This is a genomic window from Gimesia algae (assembly GCF_007746795.1).
Lineage (GTDB): Bacteria > Planctomycetota > Planctomycetia > Planctomycetales > Planctomycetaceae > Gimesia > Gimesia algae.
The window spans coordinates 1,132,627-1,153,259 of the sequence record NZ_CP036343.1 but is presented as its reverse complement, the minus strand read 5'-3'; the positions used below and the strand labels follow the sequence as shown (position 1 = coordinate 1,153,259).

Genomic DNA, 20,633 nt, shown 5'->3' with positions numbered 1-20,633 from the left:
CAGCGACCTCATCAGTTGTGATGATTTCGATGCGTGTCTGTGAGTGACGTAGGAATGGCTCATCATAGACCTGCTGGTGACCCTGCCTTCAGCAATTCATACAGGTAAAGCCTTTGATTCCCAGATCACGGAAATGATTACCCATCTCCCGTTCAATTTCGAATGCACGAAGCCTGTTAAGGCAATTCGCATACCAGTTGAGTATAAGTTGAAAAAAAAGACGCCGAAGTAGTGAGTTTCTGCGATTGCAGGCTGGTAAACTAATAGAAATATTTGGTTTTGTTTCTCCAGAAATTGGTGAAATATCTGCAATACCAGGTTTGGATCTGCAATAAATTGCATGAGGGGTGCAATCTGTTGCACTTTGGGTACTGTCGATTGCAGGTACTGGCGGCTCCCCAATAAAATTAAATTTGAGATTCCATGATTATTGACAGAAAGTTGTCGAAACCGGCGATTACTCAGCGACTACATAACGTTGCCTGCTGGCATTAACCCGATTTTCACCATCACTCTAAGAATGGGAATGAAATCATGTCCAACAATACCGTCCGACTGCACCGCGTTTTGCGAACGACGCCTGAAAAAATCTACCGTGCCTTTCTGGAAGAAGATGCGATGGCCCGCTGGCTTCCCCCAGATGGATTCACTGCCAGAGTATACGAAATGGATCCTCAGGTGGGGGGGAGCTATAAAATGTCTTTTACGAATTTTACTACTGGCCACGGCCATTCTTTTGGAGGCACGTATCTCGAACTCGTACCCCATACCCGCATTTGTTATACGTCGAAATTTGACGATCCCAACTTGCCTGGTGAAATGAAAACGAGCGTCGATCTGAAACTGGTTTCGTGTGGCACAGAGATCAAAATTGAGCAGTCAGGCATTCCGGAGGTGATCCCCCCGGAGGCCTGTTATCTGGGCTGGCAGGATTCACTGGTTCATCTGGCGAAACTGGTCGAACCAGAAATAACAGATTAGACTGGTCCAGTTTGACTGTAGCATCTCCAGGGCTGTTTGGCTCAAGTATATTAGATTGAGAGTCGCTATCGTGAAATGTGATGCGCTCCAGCCCGTAAAGACAGAGAGGCTGCTGGTTCAACTGCGGGTTTCGAAAAATCCCACTGTTTTTCACAGACTCATTGTATTTCCTCACTGGCCCAATTAGAGTAATTACTTAGGAAGGTTGCTGAATCTTCGGCTGGTCTGAATTAATTCGCTGTTGCGCAACAGCGGGCATTAAGAGGAACAAATAATGAATCCATCGTCGTTTATCAAACAGAGTCTGTATTCCCTGCTGGTTTTTTCCCTGCTGGGGAGTGCCCCTGGTTTTGCCGGGGATAAAAAGGAAGCGGAAAAGCTGAATCAGCCTCCGGAAGGTTTTATTGCTCTGTTTAACGGGAAAGACCTGTCTGGCTGGATTGGAATGAACTACCACAAAGTCAAAGGCAAAAGCCCTGTGGCTGTCAAGAACATGCCTGCCGCTGAGCGGAAAGAACTGTTGAAAAAGAACTGGGAAGATGTACTGGAACACTGGTCGGTGGAAGATGGCGAACTGGTCAACGACGGACATGGGGTTTACCTGACGACTGCAGAAGACTTTGGCGATTTTGAACTGCTATTGGATTACAAAACCGTAGCGAAAGCGGACAGCGGGATCTATCTGCGTGGCGTGCCACAGGTTCAGATCTGGGATACCACAAAAGAAGGTGGCAAATGGGACCGCAAAGCCAATCTGGGATCGGGAGGATTATTTAATAATAAAGGCGAAGGAAAATATCCGCTGGTCCACGCCGACAAACCTTTTGGTGAATGGAATCATTTCCGGATTATCATGAAGGGAGACAAGGTTACCGTTTACATGAATGGTAAACTCGTGGTAGACAACAAAAAGATGGATAATTATTATGAGAAGGACGATCCGATTTATGAAACGGGTCCGATTCAGTTACAGACACATGGCGGCGAGATTCGCTTCAAGAATGTCTTTCTGAAAAAACTATAAACAGGACAGAAAACGGATTCTGGAAAAACACTCATTCTGTCGCTCCGGCAGGGTGAGTGCCGACCGGATGGGATACCGGTTGTGTGTTCTGGAATTTGATTTCAATATCACTCAACTCGATCACGGAGGAGTTCACGTATGGTTCGCATGTCACACAGATGGTTCCTGCTGGGAATGCTGCTGGTAGTCGGCTGTACGAAGACGACCCCGGTCGAAGAAATCTCGGTGAAAGCGAGTGGCGTCTCTTTAACAGATGCCGACCTGCCTGATCTGTCCCATGTCTGGCCTGGCTGGCGTGGACCTGAGCGAAATGGTCATGTGCCTGATCAGCCATTGCCAACCGTGTGGAACGAGACAAAAGATGTCAAATGGCGAACGGATATCCCCGGGCGCGGCCACAGTTCCCCTGTCGTTACGGAAGACATGGTGGTCCTGGCCACTGCGGATGACCAGGATCAGGAACAGATGGTGATCGCTTATAATCGCGCGGACGGTGTGGTGCGCTGGGAAACGGTGTTGCATGAAGGAGGCTTTCCCGGACCAGGGGAACTGCATAAAAAAGGGACGAATGCCAACGGGACTGTCCTGTTTGACGGGAATCAGATTTACGCGGTCTTTCTGAACTCAGGGAAAATCATTGCGACGGCCCTCAACCTGGAAGGTAAGAAAGTCTGGCAGAAGGAACTGGGAGCATTTAATTCCAAGTTCGGCTATGCCCCTTCCCCCCTGCTCTACAAATCATTTGTGATTATTGCGGCAGACAATCGGGGCGGCGGTTACCTGGCGGCGCTCGACCGCAAAACAGGAGACATTGCCTGGCGTGTATCGCGGCCTGCGGTCAGTACGTATTCCAGCCCCATCGTGGCGCATGTGGGTGGCCGCGACCAGTTACTGATCAGCGGCTGTGATAAAGTCGCCAGCTATGATCCGGCGACCGGGAAAGAAATCTGGAGCACCCCCTGTCTGGCCGAAGCGACATGTGGCACGATTGTGACCAGTGCCGATAAAATCTTTGCCAGCGGTGGCTATCCCAAACGGGAGACGGTTTGTCTTTCTGCCGATGGAAAACTGTTGTGGTCGAACGAGACCAAGATTTATGAACCGTCGATGCTGGTGGATGGCGGGCAACTGTATGGCGTGACCGATGACGGGATCGCATACTGCTGGTCGATCGACTCAGGAGATGTGCTTTGGCGAAATCGTCTGCGGGGTTCCTTCAGTGGCTCTCCGATTCTGTGTAACGGACTGATTTATGTTTCGAACCTGTCAGGCGAAACCTTCGTATTTAAGGCGAGTCCGGACAGCTATCAGGAGGTCGCGTTCAACAAGCTTGGCGACGACAGCTACGCCAGTCCGGCTGTAGTCGATGGTGAAATCTTTCTCCGGGTTGGCAAACAGGTCGGCGACAAACGCCAGGAACAGCTGGTGTGTATCGCAGCCGAAACACCGGAAAACCCAACCGAAAAATCAGCCGAGTGAGCGGTCAAGGCTTTTTTGCTGTAAGTGGTTTATCCGCATTCAGTTCTTTCTGCCACTGAGGTTCGAGAAACTCCTGAATCGATTCCTGACTGGTTGTGTTATAGCCTCGATTATTTTTGTCAGTCCAAAATTCAAAAAATGTGGTACGGAGTTGGGGGTCGGTGATTTGGAATTTTCCCCGTTTCTCCTGAGCTTCCAGCCATTTGAATCGTGCATCGAAGGCTTCTTCTCCGAACATCATTGAACGAATGCGACCGCCGCCTTGAGTGAGATACAGGTGCTTTTCGAATTTCCAGTATTCCAGCATTCCGAGCAGCATCCATTTGAGAGCGCCATTCTTTAATTCCCTTTGCAGCTGTTGCTGTTTTTGTTCGAGTCGCTTTCGCTCTGCTGGTTTGAGGTCAGAACGCTTCAGTTGATTTTTGTTTTCTTCGAGTTCACTTTGAGTTAATTTATCGATTTCCTGACAATCTTTAATCACCGATTCGTCTCTGGAGTAGTAGGCAATTGCGGCGGCGATTTCTTTTTCAGTCGGTTTGAATTTCGCCTGGTGCTCCTGGTGAAACTGGCTGAAAACAGGATAGCCGAAAAGAATTTGTAGTTCTTCACTCAATTCCAGGCTTATCCCGATCTGGTCGCGGTAGACCGGTTTGCCCAGACAGGTGCCGATTTGTTCGCGCGGGGGTGTCTCTGTTTTCTGCGCTGCGAGAACAGTGATCTGCAGCAGAGACAGAGAAATCAGGAACAGCAGTAATTTGAACCAACGCGGGATTGCTGTCTTTTGCATGGAATCGGCTCCAGGGAAACTGAGTACTCCTGCATTAGTCGATGAACTCTGTTCTATTTTAACTAAGGAAATGTGATCCGCCGAGAGCAGATTGTCATTTATGGCGTTTGCCGCTGAGTTCTCGCTTCCATTCCAGCTTTTTCTCGATGGCGGCGATCATCATGCCGGCGATGTCTTTGCCGGTGGCAGCTTCGATGCCTTCCAGACCGGGTGAGGAATTGACTTCGAGCAGGAGCGGACCATTTTTGGAGCGGATGATGTCGACGCCGGCGATCATCAGTCCCAGGGCTTTGGTGGCTTTGACGGCCAGTTGGCGTTCGGTGGGGGTGATTTTGACTACCGAGGCGGTACCCCCCTGATGAATGTTGGCGCGGAATTCCCCAGGGGCTGCTTCGCGCTGAATCGACGCGACGACTTTCCCGTCGATGACAAAGCAGCGGAGGTCCTTACCGTCAGCTTCTTTGATGAACTCCTGAACCAGTAGATTGGCGCGAAGGGCCTTGAAGGCGTTGATGACCGACTCGGCTGCTTTACGTGTTTCCGCGAGCACGACGCCTCTTCCCTGTGAGCCTTCCAGCAGTTTGACGATCAACGGTGCACCGCCGACCATTTCGATCAGGTCGTTGGTATCGATGGGGGAATTCGCAAAACCGGTGGTGGGGATGTTGATGCCGCTCTTGAGCATCAGTTGCAGCGAATAGAGTTTGTCACGGGATTGCGTAATCGACGTGGAGTTGTTCACGGTGAGTACGTTCATACTTTCAAATTGACGCGCGAGTGCACAACCATAATAAGTAATGCTGGGACGAATGCGGGTAATGACCGCGTCGAGGTCATCCAGAATAGAGCCGCCACGATAATGTGCTTCGGGCTCGACCGCGTCGAGTTTCATATAACACTGTTTGATGTCCAGAAATTCCATGACATGTCCACGCTCTTCTCCCGCCTCCAGAATACGTTGATTGCTGTAGAGTTCCTGGTTGCTGGCGAGCAGCGCAATTTTCATTCCACTGCGGGCCTGTTCGCGTTTGCCGTAATGCTGGTTGAGGGTCTCGCTGGTTACCTGGCCCATGCAGAAGCTGATGGCGGGATCCACGAGCATGCGACCGCTCATGGCTTCGCGTCCAAGCAGCATGCGATATCCCATGGAGTCGCGGTTAGCCAGCGTCAGTTCAATTTCCCAGGCCTGATCGCCGATTTTAAGTGTGGCCAGAATGACATAGCGGGTCTCCGAGATGCCACTGGAACTTTTGACAACCCGTTTATCGACAATCGGTCGTTCGCAGCGAACAACAATCCGGCGGTTGTTCTGCAGAGGGTGGACTTCAAAACTGACCCAGGTCTCCCCCTGTCTGCGGAATTTCTGCACGTTGAACGCGTGAATGGAGGACGTCTTGGCGCCTGAGTCAACGCGGGCTTTAATTGCCGGGAGACCGAGGTCGGGAAAGGCACACCATTCTTCACAGCCAATAATCTGCTTGGTTGGATTCTCTTTCATGGAACTGATGGTTCATTTCTATCATAATCTAATTGGAAATCGGTTGTCATCTTAGCCGTCTGCTGATTTGCTTACAGCCAGAACAGTCAGGATGACCGCTTTTTAATATTATTTATCTCAGAGAGCTGTTCAATCTGCAGTTCCTGTATCTGCATCAGCTTTTCCCACTGCCGGGAGAGGATATGGTCCAGTTTTTCATGAATCAGTTTGATTTCGAGCTCTGCTTTCAGATTAATCTGATAGTCATTTTGTGCGCGACGTCGGTCTTTTGTTTCCTGCCGATTCTGACTCATGAGAATGATGGGAGCCTGGATGGCGGCGAGACAGGAGAGCAGCAGGTTTAACAGGATGAAGGGATAAGGGTCAACGGGTTGCCAGAGCAGTACGACGGAATTGAGCAGGATCCAGATGGTCATAAAGATAGCAAACAGAATCAGAAAGGACCAGCTGCCTCCCCAGGTTGCAAGCTGGTCTGCCATCTTGTCGCCTAGCGACCATGACTGATCAAATTCATGTTCCACGTTCGATGAGATCAGATCATGATTCTGCATCGCGGCTAAGATTTCTCGATCAAGCCGGCTCAGCTCACCCCGTTCCGATTCCAGCAGAGTGTGCACACCCTTCGCGCGGTAGCTGGATAAATCAACATGGCAGAAATAACTGGTGTCCGACCAGTTGGGGAAATCAAGCTGGATCAGTTCTGTGATCGGCTTTCTCACCAGGGGGGCTGAAATCACTCCACGGTGGTGAAACGTTTTCGAGCAGACCTCACACATGTATGTTCTGGTGTTTGTCATGATTTGGTATCTTGCAGCTGGAATTCACCTATGTTGAAGAAGCATTTCCGTCCATCTGATCTTCGCATCTGCTTCCCCGCATCTCCGGGTATTCACAGACGATGGGATCAAGTATATCAATATGTTTGACACGAATGCTATTTGATTGTGTTCTGAGGCATTCTGGCCTGACTAAAGCTGGAAATGATAGACCAGGAACTGTGTATCCTGTTTCCAGCCAGCGGACTCATAGAGGGCTTGCGCTGTTGCATTGGTGACCTCAGTGGAGAGAGAAAGACGAATTGCGTTGACACCGCGCGCGTAATCCGCAGCTACTGAGAGGAGTCGCGTCGCGATACCCTTGCGCCGCCCTTCCGGAATCACGAACAGATCATTCAAGAGGAAGGTGCGGGCGAGCGAAACTGATGAAAATGAAGGATACAGCTGAGTGAAGCCCAGACGTTTTTCTTCTTGACTGGCGAGAAACAGGACAGACTCTTCCTGTTGAAAGCGGTTCAGCAGGAACTCCCGGGCGGCAGTGATGTCGCTGGCGCGTCCATAGAACTGACGATAACTGTCGAACAGAGGCGCGAGCGCATCAAGGTCGGAGAGAACAGCCTGTCTGATGGTGATCGGTTTCATAGGACTCTCAATAGAGTTGTTTTCATGCGGGTTGATTAAACAGACGTTGATGAAATCTACTCGTTCTTCTATTGCAGCGGGACCACATCAACCCCGTCAACTGGTCAAATCGTAGCTGTGTAAAAGTAGCAGCAGACTGCTTTTACTGGAAATCGGTGAGTAGAGACAACCTTAACGATCCGCTTTCATCAGAAATTCAAGGATTCGAAAAATATATGAATAAAATATGTAAATGCAATGCAATTGTATTTACAATTGTTGTTTTTGTTGTAGGATGTCTCCCGTGATGAAGTCAGGACTGGAAACAGGCAGAATTTGTTTGTGCTGTGTGGTTCCGTCTGAAAAATGATAGACCGATATCGGGAGGGGAAATGAAACGTCTGCGAAGAGGATTTACTTTGATTGAGTTGCTGGTAGTGATTGCCATCATTGCGATTCTGATTGCGTTACTGCTGCCGGCTGTCCAGATGGCGCGCGAGGCGGCACGGCGGACTCAATGCAAGAACCATCTGAAGCAACTGGGACTGGCGCTGCATAATTATCATGAAACACACTCGCGTCTGCCTTTATTAGCCGCTGATTCGCTGTATGGATATTCTCCTTCGGCGCAGCTGCTGCCTCATCTTGAACAGGGAAACCTGCATGATCTGATTGATTTCCGGGAACCGCTGTTAACGGGGCCTGCCTGGGCGGCGACGATCAATCCGGCGCTGGAAGTCGTGGCGCAGCAGGCTTTGCCCGTGTTTATGTGTCCCAGTGATGCGGGCTCGGTTTTTTACGCTGATGAGAATGGAACGATCTGGGCCGGATCAAATTATATGGTGAATGGTGGCTCGGGGCAGAGTCTTGCATATTGCACCAGCGAAAACGACGGGTTGTTCTGGCGCGGCTCTTCTACCCGCTTTCGCGATATTACGGACGGGACATCGAACACGATTTTCATGGCGGAAACTCTGTTTGGAGATCGAGGTCCGGATACGGCGACTCTGCTGAATGCGGATCGTCAAATGAAACGTGTGAGTGGTGGTGGCCCCTGCTCTGCAACATCTGACGATCTCACAGGACGAGGCGCGACTCAATATGAGGGAAGACGCGCGGCGAGCTGGATTCGTGCTCTGGGCTATAACACGCTGGTACACGGCTATTATCCGCCCAATTCTCCCCACCCGGATGTGACACATCATGGGGAGGTGATTTCAGGGGCACGCAGTCTGCATATTGGCGGCGCGAATGTTCTGCTTTGCGACGGGAGTGTGCGGTTTGTGAGCGAGAATGTTCATCTGCAGACGCTACGTGACCTGTTTGGTCGTGCGGACGGGAATGTACTCGGCGAATTTTGACAGACCCCTTGAACTCATTTCAGAGAGCTGATTCGAAAGCAGTGAAAGTTGAACATGATTTTAATTCAAGCGCCGTCCCTCCGTTATGACCTGTTATTAATAGGCTGTCTATTGATGGGCTGTCTCCTCACAGGAGGCGGTTGTGCTGAAGAGAGGACGACTTTATCTGTCGCTCCCCGATTTGAAGCACCGGAGACGTTTAAAGCTGACGGATTGAATTGGCAGCGTGAAGCTGGCTTCAGCGGTTCCGATGCCGCCGTGTTATCCCGTTTCTTCCAGTTACAACCCGGAATGCAGGGCAGTCCCGCAGTCGCAGGCATACCTGTGATCTATCACGGAATTCAGAATCGCAGGCGGTTTTACTGGATTCAGGGAACGGCTGAGGAACCACTCTGGTCGTGCGTGCAATTTCATCGCGGGCGTTATCAGTTGCTGGAGGGGACAGGAAATCCTTATCAGTCGGATTCGCAATGAGTGAGTGAATTATCTTTAAGATTGAATTTACAAGATTTGAAACAATGGAAGAGGTGCAAAATGAATTCCGGATTCTGGAAGCGATGTTCTATTTTGTTACTGATATCATGGACGATTTCAGGGTGTGTCACCGCCGATGCCGACTCGAAAGGATCAAAGGCTGAGACGAAGGAAAAGGAGGGAATCGCTGAATCCACGAACAATAAGCCGACGGTGTGTCGCCTGTTTATTCAGGATCATGCAGGAAAAACGGTCCGTTGGGCGGATATTCTGAAAGGTGAAACATTGGAAATGTCGACGCCGTCTGTCGTTCCTGGTTTTCCCAGGCTGGATGCGGAGCAGCAGAATCTGGTACAGATGGAAAGTTCCTTGCAGACAATGCTGGTCGGGGTACGTGATCGGAAGGACGGGACCCATCAGAGTGGCTGGGTTTTTCTGGAAACGGGTGTAGAGGAAGAATCTCACGGAGACCACGCGCATTGGAAATTCAAACAGGAGCCACGCGTTGTGGAGTCTCAACTGGACGATCAACAGGGGAATCCGGCGCACCTGTATTGTTACCAGGGCGTCTATTACCTGGCCAACGATCGGAACTCGGGATACACGCGGATTGACCCGCGAAGATACCGGGATCGAACGGAATCACCGATCATGGCGGGATTTCATCGAGGCGGCGGCCAGCATATCACTCTGGCGGTAGTAGAGGGGACGACCGGGTACGCGTCCTGGATTGCCGGCGGTGGACCAAAGAAAGGTCTAATCGATGTCACCCGAGTTCTACCAGAGGGGAATTCGGAGATCTGTTATTCCTTCTCGCTGCCCACGGGGGCCATTCACGGTGTGACGACCTGTGCAGGGAAAGTCTTTTTTGCGCCCGCGGATGGGATCTGCTGGTGTGAAGCAGATCGGAATCCCCTGCCCTCTGAGCAGCAGCAGGTAAATGTGCAGCATATTACGTTAGGTGTTGATACCGAAACTCAGAAGCCCCAGCGTACGGGGGCCTTCCAAACGCATCGAAATTATGTCCTGTTTGTATCCGGAAAAGGACCGGAAGCGCGCCTGTGTCTGCTGGATGCAAAACATGATACACCAGCTTTGATTTCCATACCACTATCAATGCTGGCAGGGAACGCCCCTGTCTCATTAGAGGTCTGTCAAACTGCGTGGGGGAAACGGCTGGCGTTTGTATTTCACAATCATCCGCAGGAACTGGATCAGGATGAATTTTTAAGTGTGATCGACCTGGACCCTGATGGAGATCTGAATTTTCAGGATGCCACGCTACTGAAAACAATGAAAGTGGGAGCCAGCAAAGTGGAGGGGCATTATGGACATCACACGATCGCATTCGATCAGGCGGGCCGCTATGGATTCTGGTCGGAGCCGGGTACGGGGATGATTAAAGCGCTGTCACTGAAGACATTGGTACCGGTGGGCGAATTTTCTGTGACAGGCGTGCCCACGAAGGTGATCGCGGTCGGTCAGCAGGATCGGGGAGACTGAGGGTTGTCAATCGACTACTGCTGAATCTTCATCTACGGCTGAGAACGACAGATCGAGTAGAATCCCAGTGGATCATTTCCGATCCTGCGCCGCGCGAATGGTATGTTGCGGGTTTTCTATTTCGATGTCAGAATCAGTTGTCAGGGAGAGGTCAAGATATGGATACTATTTTTGTTAAGGACAACAGCAGGTCAAGAGCAAGTGGAGATTGGCGTGTAAAGCGGACCCACTTTGGCGCGGAAATGGGACCCACCTGGGGTTGGGTTAACCACGTGGGGTAACGTGGTGGTCAGTATGCCAAAGTGTGGAAGCGACTCAGGCTTTTTTGCGAGGTGGCTTCTTTTGTTTCATCGACTCTTTGAACCGATAGCTTTCACCATTCATCTCAAATATTTCACAATGGTGCGTTAATCGATCCAAAAGTGCTGCCGTCATCCGTTCGCCCTGAAAGATCTGGCCCCAGTCGCTGAAGGCGAGGTTGCTGGTGATCAGCAGACTTCGTCTTTCATAACGATCAGCAAACACCTGGAACAGTAGTTCCGCACCAGCACGGCTGAAAGACAGATAACCCAGCTCGTCGACAATCAGCAGATCGAGCTTGTCGAGCCTGTTCAGGAGACGCTCCAGACTGTATTGCTGTTGCGCGGTTTCCAGTTGATTGACGAGTGCCGCAGCGGTGAAGAATTTCGTTCGGATTCCTTCACGACAGGCGGCCAGGCCCAGTGCAATCGCCAGATGGGTTTTGCCCGTTCCCGGCTGACCAAGCAGACAGAGATTGGTATGTTGCCGGACCCATTCACCACGGGCCAGCTCCAACACCTTCTGTTTGTTGACTGATTTCATGGCCGCGAAGTCGTAATCTTCCAGCCCTTTTTCCACTGGGAACTGAGCCTGTTTGATCCGGCTGGTCAGCGCATTCGTGGACCGTGCCGCCACTTCCAGTTCAGTCAACTGCAGCAGATATTGCTCGAACGTCTGATTTGAGTTGGCCGCTTCGTGGGCCAACTTCTCGAACTCCGCATTCATGGCCGGTAACCTTAACTGCTTGAGATTGCTCTGCAGCAGTAGATTCGGATCGTTTTTCTTCTGTATTGTTTGTGGGGGCACGATGATCTCCTTGTGTTGACGTAGAAAGAAACAAATCAAAATGGTTCAGGCTCGGACAGGGAACCTGTACCGACAAGACCTCCGGACGACTCAATTCTTCTTTGCTCAGAGTTGCCGGAGAGAAATCAGGCTGATTGCGGGCATGCGCGGTACTGCGTTTGACCCGGCGAATGATCCGGTCGGCATCCGCTCCTTCGGGGCCACGCAACTGTTCGATGGTTTTCTGGACGCGCTGGACTGGATGTGCGGACAATAGCTGTAGCACTCGTACATATTGTTTTGCTCCCGCACATAAGCCATGCCGGTTTTCCAGCCGTTCGCGAAGTTCGTCAAACACCGGCGGTAGCTTCCACTGACGGTAGACGTTGGAATGATCTAACGCAGCCGGTCGCCGCCCCAAAGCTGCGAGGTAATGCAACGGGTTAAGAATCTGACACCCTTTCTCATAGCTTCTTTGATGGGTTGCCACCACAGTTCCCTTAAAGACCATTTCCACACGGTCAACGTAACCTTTGACGCTCACCGTCTGAAACGCACACTGTCGCGGCACGCTGTAATCCACGTTCTCAAACCGGGCGAACTGATACTTGTTGACCTTTACTTCCCGGCGGATGCACGGATCAAAGCGGTGCCTGGGCAACCCGGCGGCGTTTTGTTTGTCCTGTTCCAATCGTGTGCCGATGGTTTCTGTCTTACCACTACTGAGACGCTGCTGTTCCTGGAGGCAGCATTGCCGAAGATAGTTGTTGAGTTCCTCGAAATCTTCCATCTTGGGAACCGGAGTCGACCATTTCCGCTGCAACGTCTTCACGCGATTCTCAACGACCGGTTTTTCGTTCCCGCTGGCCGGCAGGCAGAACAGTGGTTCAAAGACATAATGACTTGCCAGGGCTGCATAACGTTGGTTGATTTTGCGACTCCGCCCGCTGAGCACCGCGTCGGCTACCGTTTTCGGGTTGTCCCACCAGACTTCTTTGGGAACGCGATCAAAATACTCGAACGCCTGCACCATGCCTTCCAGAATCGCTTCGGTCCGTTCCGTCGGTAGAGCGATCACAAAGGGGGCGTTGGAATACGACCAGACCAGAATCAACACTGAAACCCGTCGTCGTCCGTCGGGAAAATCGACATAAATCTTGCCGAAGTCGGCTTCCAGCCGTTGGCCCGGTTGGTGATCAAGCGGGATGAATGTTTCACGTTTATTGGTTCGGTGCTTCCGCACGAATCGACAAACTGCATCGTAACCGCCGAGATAGCCGTGCTCGTCCCGCAGTCGCTCAAAGATTCGTTGTGCTGTGTGCCGCTGTTTGGGTGGTTGCGATTCATCATCGGCGAGAATCTGTCGGATGGTCTCATGGAAGGGGCCCAGTCGGGGAGCCGCCTGAGTCTGGCGCTGCGAATATTGTTGCGGTTGCCCTGCACCGTGTAATACTTCGCGGATCTTTCGCCGTGAATGATGAAATGTCCGAGCGATTTCCCGGATGCTCATCCCGTCGCGATGAGCACGCCGTATACGTCCGTAATCGTCCACCGTAAGCATCCTTCACCCCGAAACTGAAGGTCAAAAGCCTCCAGTATCAGGAACTTGCTACGATGGGTCCATTTTACGCGCCAATAACTCCCCCAAAGTGGGTCCGCTTTGCACGCCAATCTCCAAGCAAGCATATGGCGACAGGAAGCGATATAGTGGTGATATATGCCGATGTGGTAACGATTCCAGTGCCATGTCGGCGGATGTGTGTTGATCCGCAGGTAAATTCACCGAATATTTTTCTGAAGGAAAAGAAAAACAATGGATGCCCAGTACAATACAAGACGAATCGGTTCAGTGATTCGCGATAAGCAGTTCTTGTAAAAGTGGACACGCGCGCGACACAGTTTGCGCAGTATCTCGAGCCGCGGGGAGCTGTCAACTGCAATAATGTGTGGTGATCATCCAGCGATGCAAAAAAAAACACCCTGAACATTTCAGAGTGGATTTGGATTCCGCATGACGATGGTTATTTACCTTGCGCTTCGATGCAGTAGAGTTCTGTGCCCGTACGAATCAAGAGGGCCTGGTCTACTGCTGCGACGCCATAAATGGTCGGCCCCAGCTGCGGATAACCGCCTCCTGAGCCGCGTCCTGTTTGCGAACTATCTTTGGGTGCTGGTTTTTCGGGTTCGTCAGCAAAGAGTTCATTGGAGGCCAGCAATTTGAATTCGGAGCCGGGCTTAACGACATCAGTAGTCCCTTTTTTCGTGAAGAAATAGATTCTGTTACCAGCGGCGAGCGGCGAACTCCAGCAGGGGCCGGACAGTCGTTCTGCATAGATCTGCTTACCGGTTTTAAGGTCCAGGCAATAGACGACACCGACTTTATTTACGAAGTAGGCACAGCCCTCATAGGCGAGTGGCGTGCAGTAATAGGAGACGGCTTTTTCCGCTTTCCAGACGATTTCATAGGTTGGTTTACCATCTTTCGTAACCAGTTTCAGACAGCAGTTGGATTCACTGGCTTTGGCTGCATTGGGGTTACGACGATCGGTGGCGGCACCGATCAGAATATAGTCATCAAAGACAGAAGCAGAAGGAATGGTATTTCCGCTGATTCCGGACAGAGTCCAGAGCAGCTCGCCGGTGATTCCCTGGTAGCCTGTGACCGTCCCTTTGGCACTGACGATGATTTCGGGGGTGCCAGCACGATCGGCGATGACGGGGGATGTCCAGGCGACGCCTTCTTCCCGGTCGGTTTTCCAGAGATTCTTCCCCGTCTTTTTATCGAGCGACAAGAGATAGGAAGGACCATCATGGGCGGTTAAGACAATCAGCTGATCTTGCGTCTGCGCGAGTGAATTGCCGATCCCGTGATTACTGACAAAGGGACCGTAATCTTTTACCAGGGACCGCTGCCAGAGTGTTTCCCCGTCATGCGAACAGGCGATGACGTCACCGCTTTCAAAGAAGGCATAGATACCCTGCTCGTCCACAGCGGGCGTGGGTGCAGCACGCGAGACCATGGACGAAGTCTTTTTAGTCTGGCTGGCCGGGTATTCTTTGCTCCAGAGCAGTTTTCCGTTCGTCAGTCCAAAGGCCTGGATGAAACATTTTTCCTGTTGAGGGCCTTCAATGGAAGTGACGAAAATGTGATCTTTCCAGACGACGGGTGAAGACTGCCCATAACCGGGCACGGTCTGCTTCCAGCGGATTCCCTGAGCGGGAGACCAGTTTAATGGGAGATTTGTGGCGGTGGAAATGTTGGAGCCCGTGCCACGGAATCCGGTCCAGGTGTCTGCAGCTTGTGTAGATGCAGCGTTCATCAAGACGATCGTAGTTAAGAGCAGGCAGTGTTTATTATTGAACACGATCAGTTACCTCAGTCGTTGGTCGGTTTGAATTGTTAAAGATGTCGGCCAGGGATGTCTGTTCGAGACTGGTCTCCAACATGGAAAAAGTGTGATTCAGATGCTGATCGAGTTGTCGGATTTCGTTCGAAGTATCCGAGTTCCACTGATACAACTCGCGCTGAGATCCTGCTTTGATTGATTTAATCACATCGAGTAACGAGATTTCCTGTGGAGTCGGAATCAAAGCATAGCCGCCATTCTGTCCCCGCTGCGAGCGGATCAGGCCAGTGCGATTCAGTTCCAGCATGATTTTTGGGAGATAGGCATGGGGGACGTCTGCCGCCTCGGACAGTTGATTTCGAGTCATATAATCGGGAAAACGAAATGCCAGGCAGGTCATAGCTCGCAGAGCATATGCTTCGGTTTGAGATATCATGTCAATGACTTGTTCCTGGTTCATGTTGAATACGAATCGAATTCGAACAGCCACCACGGGCTGAGAACAATTCACCGATTCAGAAATTTATAAGGCCTGGATGTACTGTCTGGCAGCGGGTTACGAGGGGACGTTGCCTCTGTTGATGACAGTTGCTGCAGGAGGCTCAGGCAGTAATCGCGTCGGCCGTGGTCTTCCGCTTCCGTAAAAATATGAATCAGTTTATTCAGACAACTGGAACATTGAATCTGCTTGAGTTGGGTTTGGCTGATTTCTTTGGCAGTTCGCCAGGCTTCTTCCAGCTGATCTGATTGAACCAGGATGTTACTAAGGGCCATCCGATAGTGTCGATTGTCTGGATCAAGGGAGACAGCTTTGCGAAGTACGCCAGCGGTCTGCTGATAAGGGTAATTCAGCTTCTCCATAAAATAAGCCATACCCAGCAGGGAGTCTCCACATTCGGGGTCCTGTTCGACTGCTTTGCGACAGGCGGACAATGCCAGGTAGGTGAGGTCAGGGTATCGACTAAGATAAGCAGCGATGGCTGGTAGCAGACGAGTCGGGATATCGTCACGTTGCAGTATTATTGCGAAGACAGAACTTCCCAGAGCCGTTTTGCCGGTTTCCAGGTAGTTTTTTGCCAGGATGTACTGTCCCGAGCTAGACAGTGGAATCAGAGTAGTCGCTGTTTCAAGTGAGTGAATGGAAGCATGCTGCCAGCTCAAAGAGTCTTCAATCAATCCTTTGAGTTCCCACGCTTTACCGGAGTCAGGTTGTACCTCGAACAGTTTTGCGAGGCATTCGAGTGCCTGAAATTGCAGACCCTGTCGAAACAGGCCGATTGCTTTCTGTAGTGTGTTTTGATGGTCCATCTCGCACTCTCCGGTAAAGAATCAGTATGTAACAAAAAAGAGGAGAGACAAGAGCTCCCGGAAATGGGGCGTATCCAGAGCAGAGCTCTTGTCTCTTCAAACAGAGAGTGTCTGCACTAATCCAGTTTGACCTGCTCAATAGTTTTGAGGTGTCCTTTTCGGGAAGCACCGCCGATGGCGAGCAGACCACCATTACCATCAGGCAGTAGTCGATGGAAAAAGCGTGGTGTGGCCAGAGTACCTGCTTTTTTCCAGCTGTTATTTTTCTGATCCAGCTGGAAGACGCCACCATCCATGCCACTGAAATACAGGTTGCCATCAATGCTCCAGGCAGTGGTTCCGAAGCCATTCATCGTGCTTCCGGGAAGCTCAGGGCCTTTGGTCCATTTTCCGGTTTCAGGAGAAAAGACGTCGACTTCATGACTGATGTCGCCATCAGCGTCGATGCCCCCCATGGCGTAGATTTTACCCTGATGTGCAGCTGCGGAGAGTGCTCTACGCTGGAATGGTTGTTTGATGGTTTTCCACTCTGGTTTTTCCTGAGTGGCGTCGAGAACCAGCATCTCATCCTGCCAGATTGATTCGTCCCCTTTTCGCATGGTCCAGCCACCGACAACATATAAATTGTCGCCTAAAAAGACGGAGTCATGAGAAGACCGACCGGTGGGCATGTCTGTGACAGCTTCCCAGGCTTTCTTATCAGGAGAAAACCGTTCGACGGTCGGCAGCGATTCCATCAGGGAGTCTTCGTCTTTTTTGTTGTAAGCAGAGAGTCCGCCAACACGGTAGACGCTTTCACCGTGAGGAGCCATCGCTAAACCCTGCAGCGGGGTTTTGATCGGCAGTGATTCCCATTTGGCAGGTTGTTTGAGATTGAGACGCTGAAAATTCTTCGAAAGGTTTTCAGCACTATGAGCGTGAGCACGACCGATGTGACCGCTGTAAACGTAGAGATAATCTCCACTGACGGCGGCACCGAAACTGGAAATCCCTTCGGGCAGGTGAGGGTATTTGCTGTCGCTAGCAGCTTCAGAAGCGGCTGCTGTTTTGTTGTTTTCAGCGACTGCGACAAAGGGGAGAGTCAAAGTGGAGTAATGACGCACGCTATCATATTTGTCCTCTTTGTGTTCGCCTTTTTTCTCCTGGACGAATTTTGCCCGGATGGAGTAAACACCTTCAGCCAGTTTCAACTGATGCTGGCCTTTGGCGTTGGTGGCAGCAGTGACTGTGGAATCACTGGTTTTGGGGCCGATGATTTTGAGTTCGATATCTGCCTGTGGTTTGCCCTCCCAGTTAACCTGCAGAGTGACTTCGTCCCCTTTGAGGGTAGGGACAATATCCAGCGGCAGTTGTTCGGTGCAGGAGATTTTACTCCAGACACGCTGGCTTTTCTGGGGATAGGTTTTGGCATAATACTGGAGGAGAAACTGACTCTCTCCACGAGTGATAACGCCATAGGTGTGGCTCAGACCGTAAGCGGCGCGTCCTGCTCCCTTGGGGGCTGGTGTGATGAACAGTGAGTCATCACCGGCGGTGAGCGAGTACGTTTCCAGCTTGCCTTTGGCGTTTTTCTCCCAGACTTTAATACCGGTCAGTGGTTTGAGCAGATCCGGATCATCGGGTTCGGCTGCTTCACCGAAATATAGTTGAACCTTGGCGGCATTATTTTTTCCTTCTGCTTGAGGCAGGAGCCAGAGAAAATGCGCGAATGCCTGATTAGTAATTGAAGCAGCCAGCAGACAGATGACAGCTGCGGTCCATTGAAAAGTCTTCATAAGGTTACTCTTCTTTAACGGGTGAAAGTGGTAGTAGGAATTTTATCTGGATTGAGCCTGAGACAATGATTCAGGCGAAGCTAAACGATGATTGGAGAGTGTGATTGAACCGACATTTCGTTCAAATTTCTCACCGGTTTCGACGGTCAGCATGTGGGATGGCAGATCGAAGTTTCCGATGCGGGTGAATGCAAACGTATTGCTGCGATTGCCTGTAATGCTCCCTGATTTGGGATCGCGATAGATCACTGAGGTATCGCGGGGCAGTATTTCATTTTCTTTCGTACGCCAGACATCCAAGGTGGAAATCGTGAACCAGGATTTGTCCGAACGACGATGGACTTCGGTCATGACATCACCCCGCAGTCGAAACGATACGCTTTTGCCATCAATGTTGACCAGTCGGCCCAGGGGGTGATTCACTTCATCATCAGCAAACGTAGCCGGGATGGGTTCCTGCTTGCGGTACTTACGATGACCGATCACGGAGTTCAGTTTAGGCAGGCTCCACTCGGACAACGAATTGTCTTTCAGGGTCAGATTCAGTTTGAAATCTTTGTCAGCCGTGAGCTTGCCAGTCGTACTTTTACCATTGTACTGGACGCGGACATCGGCTGTGAAGCCGGGGAAGTCGCGCCAGGTGGCCCGGGCTTCCCGGACTTTCTGGTACAACTGAGTGGCAGCTACTTTATTGGGATTGGAAACCAGCCTGGGTTGATCCCGGGCTGGTGACCACTGAATGGTTGTGGACAGTGTGAGCAGGACAATTAAGCCAGCCAGCCCCCAACATTTTAACTCTTTCTGAATTAGTTCATACAACTTCATAAATTTGCTCCGCAGATGTTAAATAGTTTAGCGGCGGCTGTTTATTTTGATTCAATTTTAAACTCAAAGGAGTTTTGACCGTCTCTTGTGATCATCGCAGTCAGCTGACTCTTTTTGTTGTAAATGTCGGGGATTTTGAGATCGAGTGGATTAGAAAGAATTTTGCCAGATTTGATTTCTGCCTTAATTTGGGTTAATTCTTCTAACTCCGGAGTTCTAGGGACAATTTCGACTCGCGCCTTTCCGACAGGGGGGCCCCCTGCTGCGGGAATCTGATAAATCCCCTGTCGCACGATGCCAGAAGATTTGATGATTCCTTCCGGTGTTTCAGAGATAAACAGAATTTTGGCACTGGAGAGTGGATCTCCATTGTAGAGTACGGTTCCTGATACTTTGACGCGTTCTACTGAAGAACTTGAACTATCACTGCAACTGAAGCTCATGCATACTAATGCTGTAAATAATAAAACTGATTTTATTGATCTTTGATAATCAAACATAATAAGCATATCTCTGCTCGCTCTGACAGAATGATCGATTCTGTACACACTGGAAAACGACGGTCAATCAAATCTCTGAGTTTAAATCAAAATCACATTAGATCTGATTAGAATTCTCCAATGACTTCACCACCAGCACGAGTGGCTAAAGCGTCTAGTGTGCCTGCGTCAATATTTTCGCTGACAAAACGTACGGAACCATCCGCCAGGACAAAATGCCCCCCGCCGACATGGTCGCTTCGCCAGAGTGAAATACCCGATCCTGTTTTTGCATTGAATTGACCACCAGTATTACCTAATGAAGCACCCGGGTAGGAAGATGACCAGCGTGAATAACCCCAGCGTGTTGTGCCAACTTTACTGGCATCACCACTGCAGCTGCTCCATGTATAATCTTTTAAATTATAGTTAAACTCTCCGCCCATAATCGTGTTCGACATACCATCAGTAATATCACGGAAGCGATAAACACGGGTGATATAAGGAGGCATGTATCCTGTTCCCATTCCGCCGCGTCCCTCGAACAAACCGTCATCGCCTTGTTCGTCGGTACCAGTAGAAAGGCCGTAGCTGGTAGGCCCCCCTTCTTCACCACAGATTTGAGTCGGAACAGCACGAGGAATTACCATGGAAGGACAGAGGTAAACCGGTAGCGTTTTATTGATTGCTTCGATATTAGATGGATCACTGTAACCTAAATCAAAGTCATAGATATTCTGGACATTCGCCTGATCTAGAAAAGGAAGGATCGCCACAAGGGGGCTCACCAAATTCGGAAAACGAACTCCCAGAGGTAATGCTGTATGAGCATCGTGATAATTATGAATCGCCAGGCCAATTTGTTTCAGATTATTTTTACATTGGCTACGGCGGGCTGCTTCGCGTGCCTGCTGGACGGCGGGGAGCAGTAAGGCGATCAGAATTGCGATGATCGCGATGACGACGAGTAGCTCAATCAGTGTGAAGGCGCGTTTCTTGCGATAGCGGGATAGCATGGTTTCTCCTGATTCGTAGAAAATTACCAGTGTGATGAATTTGAAAGATTGCTGGATCTTTCAATGCCCGTTGGGTCTGGCTGGCTGGCTACTAATGGAGAAATGCCATCTTGGCTTGCTGGCTGATTGAAATTGAAACTCAATCTCAATAAGGGGATCGTATAGAGAGATCCCCTGTCCTGCAAGTTTTCTATATCGATTTTGTGGAAAAAATCGAAAAAGGATTCGGCTCTGGTGAAATTGGGAAAGGAATCTACGGGTTACGTCCATTCCGAAGAGGAATCGTGTCCGTT

General features: G+C 50.5%; 19 protein-coding genes. 6 read left to right on the top strand and 13 right to left on the bottom strand.

What is annotated here, in order from left to right; all coding sequences use genetic code 11:
- Positions 1 to 534: 534 nt before the first annotated feature.
- The 3 genes from Pan161_RS04320 (at position 535) to Pan161_RS04310 (ending at position 3,484) form a co-directional block, all read left to right on the top strand.
- A complete protein-coding gene (locus Pan161_RS04320; RefSeq protein WP_145224365.1) occupies positions 535 to 981 on the top strand; it encodes an SRPBCC family protein in 447 nt (148 codons plus the stop codon).
- 274 nt (positions 982 to 1,255) lie between these two features.
- Positions 1,256 to 2,005 carry a 3-keto-disaccharide hydrolase gene (locus Pan161_RS04315; RefSeq protein ID WP_145224363.1) on the top strand — a complete coding sequence of 250 codons (750 nt, stop codon included), beginning with the start codon at positions 1,256 to 1,258 and terminating at the stop codon, positions 2,003 to 2,005.
- A 138-nt stretch (positions 2,006 to 2,143) separates the two neighbouring features.
- Positions 2,144 to 3,484 (top strand): outer membrane protein assembly factor BamB family protein, encoded by a 1,341-nt coding sequence (locus Pan161_RS04310; protein ID WP_197995687.1) that lies wholly within the window; start codon positions 2,144 to 2,146, stop codon positions 3,482 to 3,484.
- Positions 3,485 to 3,488: 4 nt separating this feature from the next.
- On the opposite strand, the gene Pan161_RS04305 is transcribed toward Pan161_RS04310, so the two are convergent.
- The 4 genes from Pan161_RS04305 to Pan161_RS04290 form a co-directional block, all read right to left on the bottom strand.
- Positions 3,489 to 4,271 carry a hypothetical protein gene (locus Pan161_RS04305; RefSeq protein ID WP_145224360.1) on the bottom strand — a complete coding sequence of 261 codons (783 nt, stop codon included), beginning with the start codon at positions 4,269 to 4,271 and terminating at the stop codon, positions 3,489 to 3,491.
- Between the two features lie 94 nt (positions 4,272 to 4,365).
- A complete protein-coding gene (gene rimK, locus Pan161_RS04300) occupies positions 4,366 to 5,769 on the bottom strand; it encodes a 30S ribosomal protein S6--L-glutamate ligase (protein WP_145224358.1) in 1,404 nt (467 codons plus the stop codon).
- Between the two features lie 86 nt (positions 5,770 to 5,855).
- Positions 5,856 to 6,569, bottom strand: coding sequence for a DUF1003 domain-containing protein (locus Pan161_RS04295; RefSeq protein WP_390620743.1), 714 nt, complete (start codon positions 6,567 to 6,569; stop codon positions 5,856 to 5,858).
- Positions 6,570 to 6,737: 168 nt separating this feature from the next.
- Entirely contained in the window at positions 6,738 to 7,187 is a 450-nt protein-coding gene (locus Pan161_RS04290; protein WP_145224354.1) for a GNAT family N-acetyltransferase, read from the bottom strand.
- A 371-nt stretch (positions 7,188 to 7,558) separates the two neighbouring features.
- On the opposite strand from Pan161_RS04290, the gene Pan161_RS04285 reads away from it, so the two are divergent.
- Genes Pan161_RS04285 through Pan161_RS04275 form a run of 3 tightly spaced genes read left to right on the top strand, consistent with a single transcriptional unit; the run spans position 7,559 to position 10,504 of the window.
- The gene (locus tag Pan161_RS04285) at positions 7,559 to 8,527 is read left to right on the top strand and encodes a DUF1559 domain-containing protein (protein ID WP_145224352.1); all 969 of its coding nucleotides are present in this window, start codon (positions 7,559 to 7,561) and stop codon (positions 8,525 to 8,527) included.
- 54 nt (positions 8,528 to 8,581) lie between these two features.
- Positions 8,582 to 9,001: a hypothetical protein gene (locus tag Pan161_RS04280; RefSeq protein WP_145224350.1), complete on the top strand. Its 420-nt coding sequence runs from the start codon at positions 8,582 to 8,584 to the stop codon at positions 8,999 to 9,001.
- A gap of 60 nt (positions 9,002 to 9,061) precedes the next feature.
- A complete protein-coding gene (locus Pan161_RS04275; protein ID WP_145224348.1) occupies positions 9,062 to 10,504 on the top strand; it encodes a hypothetical protein in 1,443 nt (480 codons plus the stop codon).
- 315 nt (positions 10,505 to 10,819) lie between these two features.
- Here the strand turns inward: Pan161_RS04275 and istB are convergent, their stop codons facing one another.
- The 9 genes from istB to Pan161_RS04230 form a co-directional block, all read right to left on the bottom strand.
- A complete protein-coding gene (gene istB / locus Pan161_RS04270; protein ID WP_145223927.1) occupies positions 10,820 to 11,530 on the bottom strand; it encodes an IS21-like element helper ATPase IstB in 711 nt (236 codons plus the stop codon).
- Entirely contained in the window at positions 11,448 to 13,151 is a 1,704-nt protein-coding gene (istA, locus tag Pan161_RS04265; RefSeq protein WP_145223926.1) for an IS21 family transposase, read from the bottom strand. The genes istB and istA overlap by 83 nt, the downstream gene beginning before the upstream one ends.
- Positions 13,152 to 13,611: 460 nt before the next feature.
- Positions 13,612 to 14,955 (bottom strand): outer membrane protein assembly factor BamB family protein, encoded by a 1,344-nt coding sequence (locus Pan161_RS04260; RefSeq protein WP_232103616.1) that lies wholly within the window; start codon positions 14,953 to 14,955, stop codon positions 13,612 to 13,614.
- A complete protein-coding gene (locus tag Pan161_RS04255) occupies positions 14,945 to 15,373 on the bottom strand; it encodes an RrF2 family transcriptional regulator (protein ID WP_197995686.1) in 429 nt (142 codons plus the stop codon). Before Pan161_RS04255 ends, Pan161_RS04260 begins: the two co-directional genes overlap by 11 nt.
- A gap of 71 nt (positions 15,374 to 15,444) precedes the next feature.
- Positions 15,445 to 16,245, bottom strand: coding sequence for a hypothetical protein (locus Pan161_RS04250; protein WP_145224345.1), 801 nt, complete (start codon positions 16,243 to 16,245; stop codon positions 15,445 to 15,447).
- Positions 16,246 to 16,361: 116 nt separating this feature from the next.
- Positions 16,362 to 18,020, bottom strand: coding sequence for a Kelch repeat-containing protein (locus tag Pan161_RS04245; RefSeq protein ID WP_145224344.1), 1,659 nt, complete (start codon positions 18,018 to 18,020; stop codon positions 16,362 to 16,364).
- A gap of 42 nt (positions 18,021 to 18,062) precedes the next feature.
- Positions 18,063 to 18,845, bottom strand: a complete 783-nt coding sequence (locus Pan161_RS04240) for a DUF3386 family protein (RefSeq protein ID WP_145224343.1) — start codon at positions 18,843 to 18,845, stop codon at positions 18,063 to 18,065.
- 41 nt (positions 18,846 to 18,886) lie between these two features.
- Complete coding sequence (locus Pan161_RS04235) at positions 18,887 to 19,288, bottom strand: hypothetical protein (protein WP_145224342.1); 402 nt, start codon at positions 19,286 to 19,288, stop codon at positions 18,887 to 18,889.
- Between the two features lie 164 nt (positions 19,289 to 19,452).
- Positions 19,453 to 20,340 (bottom strand): DUF1559 domain-containing protein, encoded by an 888-nt coding sequence (locus Pan161_RS04230; protein WP_145224341.1) that lies wholly within the window; start codon positions 20,338 to 20,340, stop codon positions 19,453 to 19,455.
- Between the last annotated feature and the right edge of the window lie 293 nt (positions 20,341 to 20,633).

Bases quoted from the DNA above. Each gene is read 5' to 3' on its own strand.
- Pan161_RS04230 (WP_145224341.1), bottom strand. From the start codon at position 20,340: ATGCTATCCCGCTATCGCAAGAAACGCGCCTTCACACTGATTGAGCTA.
- Pan161_RS04315 (WP_145224363.1), top strand. From the start codon at position 1,256: ATGAATCCATCGTCGTTTATCAAACAGAGTCTGTATTCCCTGCTGGTT.
- Pan161_RS04305 (WP_145224360.1), bottom strand. From the start codon at position 4,271: ATGCAAAAGACAGCAATCCCGCGTTGGTTCAAATTACTGCTGTTCCTG.
- Pan161_RS04310 (WP_197995687.1), top strand. From the start codon at position 2,144: ATGGTTCGCATGTCACACAGATGGTTCCTGCTGGGAATGCTGCTGGTA.
- istB (WP_145223927.1), bottom strand. From the start codon at position 11,530: ATGAATGCGGAGTTCGAGAAGTTGGCCCACGAAGCGGCCAACTCAAAT.
- Pan161_RS04290 (WP_145224354.1), bottom strand. From the start codon at position 7,187: ATGAAACCGATCACCATCAGACAGGCTGTTCTCTCCGACCTTGATGCG.
- Pan161_RS04280 (WP_145224350.1), top strand. From the start codon at position 8,582: ATGATTTTAATTCAAGCGCCGTCCCTCCGTTATGACCTGTTATTAATA.
- Pan161_RS04285 (WP_145224352.1), top strand. From the start codon at position 7,559: ATGAAACGTCTGCGAAGAGGATTTACTTTGATTGAGTTGCTGGTAGTG.
- Pan161_RS04255 (WP_197995686.1), bottom strand. From the start codon at position 15,373: ATGATATCTCAAACCGAAGCATATGCTCTGCGAGCTATGACCTGCCTG.
- rimK (WP_145224358.1), bottom strand. From the start codon at position 5,769: ATGAAAGAGAATCCAACCAAGCAGATTATTGGCTGTGAAGAATGGTGT.
- Pan161_RS04240 (WP_145224343.1), bottom strand. From the start codon at position 18,845: ATGAAGTTGTATGAACTAATTCAGAAAGAGTTAAAATGTTGGGGGCTG.
- Pan161_RS04235 (WP_145224342.1), bottom strand. From the start codon at position 19,288: ATGAGCTTCAGTTGCAGTGATAGTTCAAGTTCTTCAGTAGAACGCGTC.
- Pan161_RS04250 (WP_145224345.1), bottom strand. From the start codon at position 16,245: ATGGACCATCAAAACACACTACAGAAAGCAATCGGCCTGTTTCGACAG.
- Pan161_RS04275 (WP_145224348.1), top strand. From the start codon at position 9,062: ATGAATTCCGGATTCTGGAAGCGATGTTCTATTTTGTTACTGATATCA.
- istA (WP_145223926.1), bottom strand. From the start codon at position 13,151: ATGCTTACGGTGGACGATTACGGACGTATACGGCGTGCTCATCGCGAC.
- Pan161_RS04320 (WP_145224365.1), top strand. From the start codon at position 535: ATGTCCAACAATACCGTCCGACTGCACCGCGTTTTGCGAACGACGCCT.
- Pan161_RS04245 (WP_145224344.1), bottom strand. From the start codon at position 18,020: ATGAAGACTTTTCAATGGACCGCAGCTGTCATCTGTCTGCTGGCTGCT.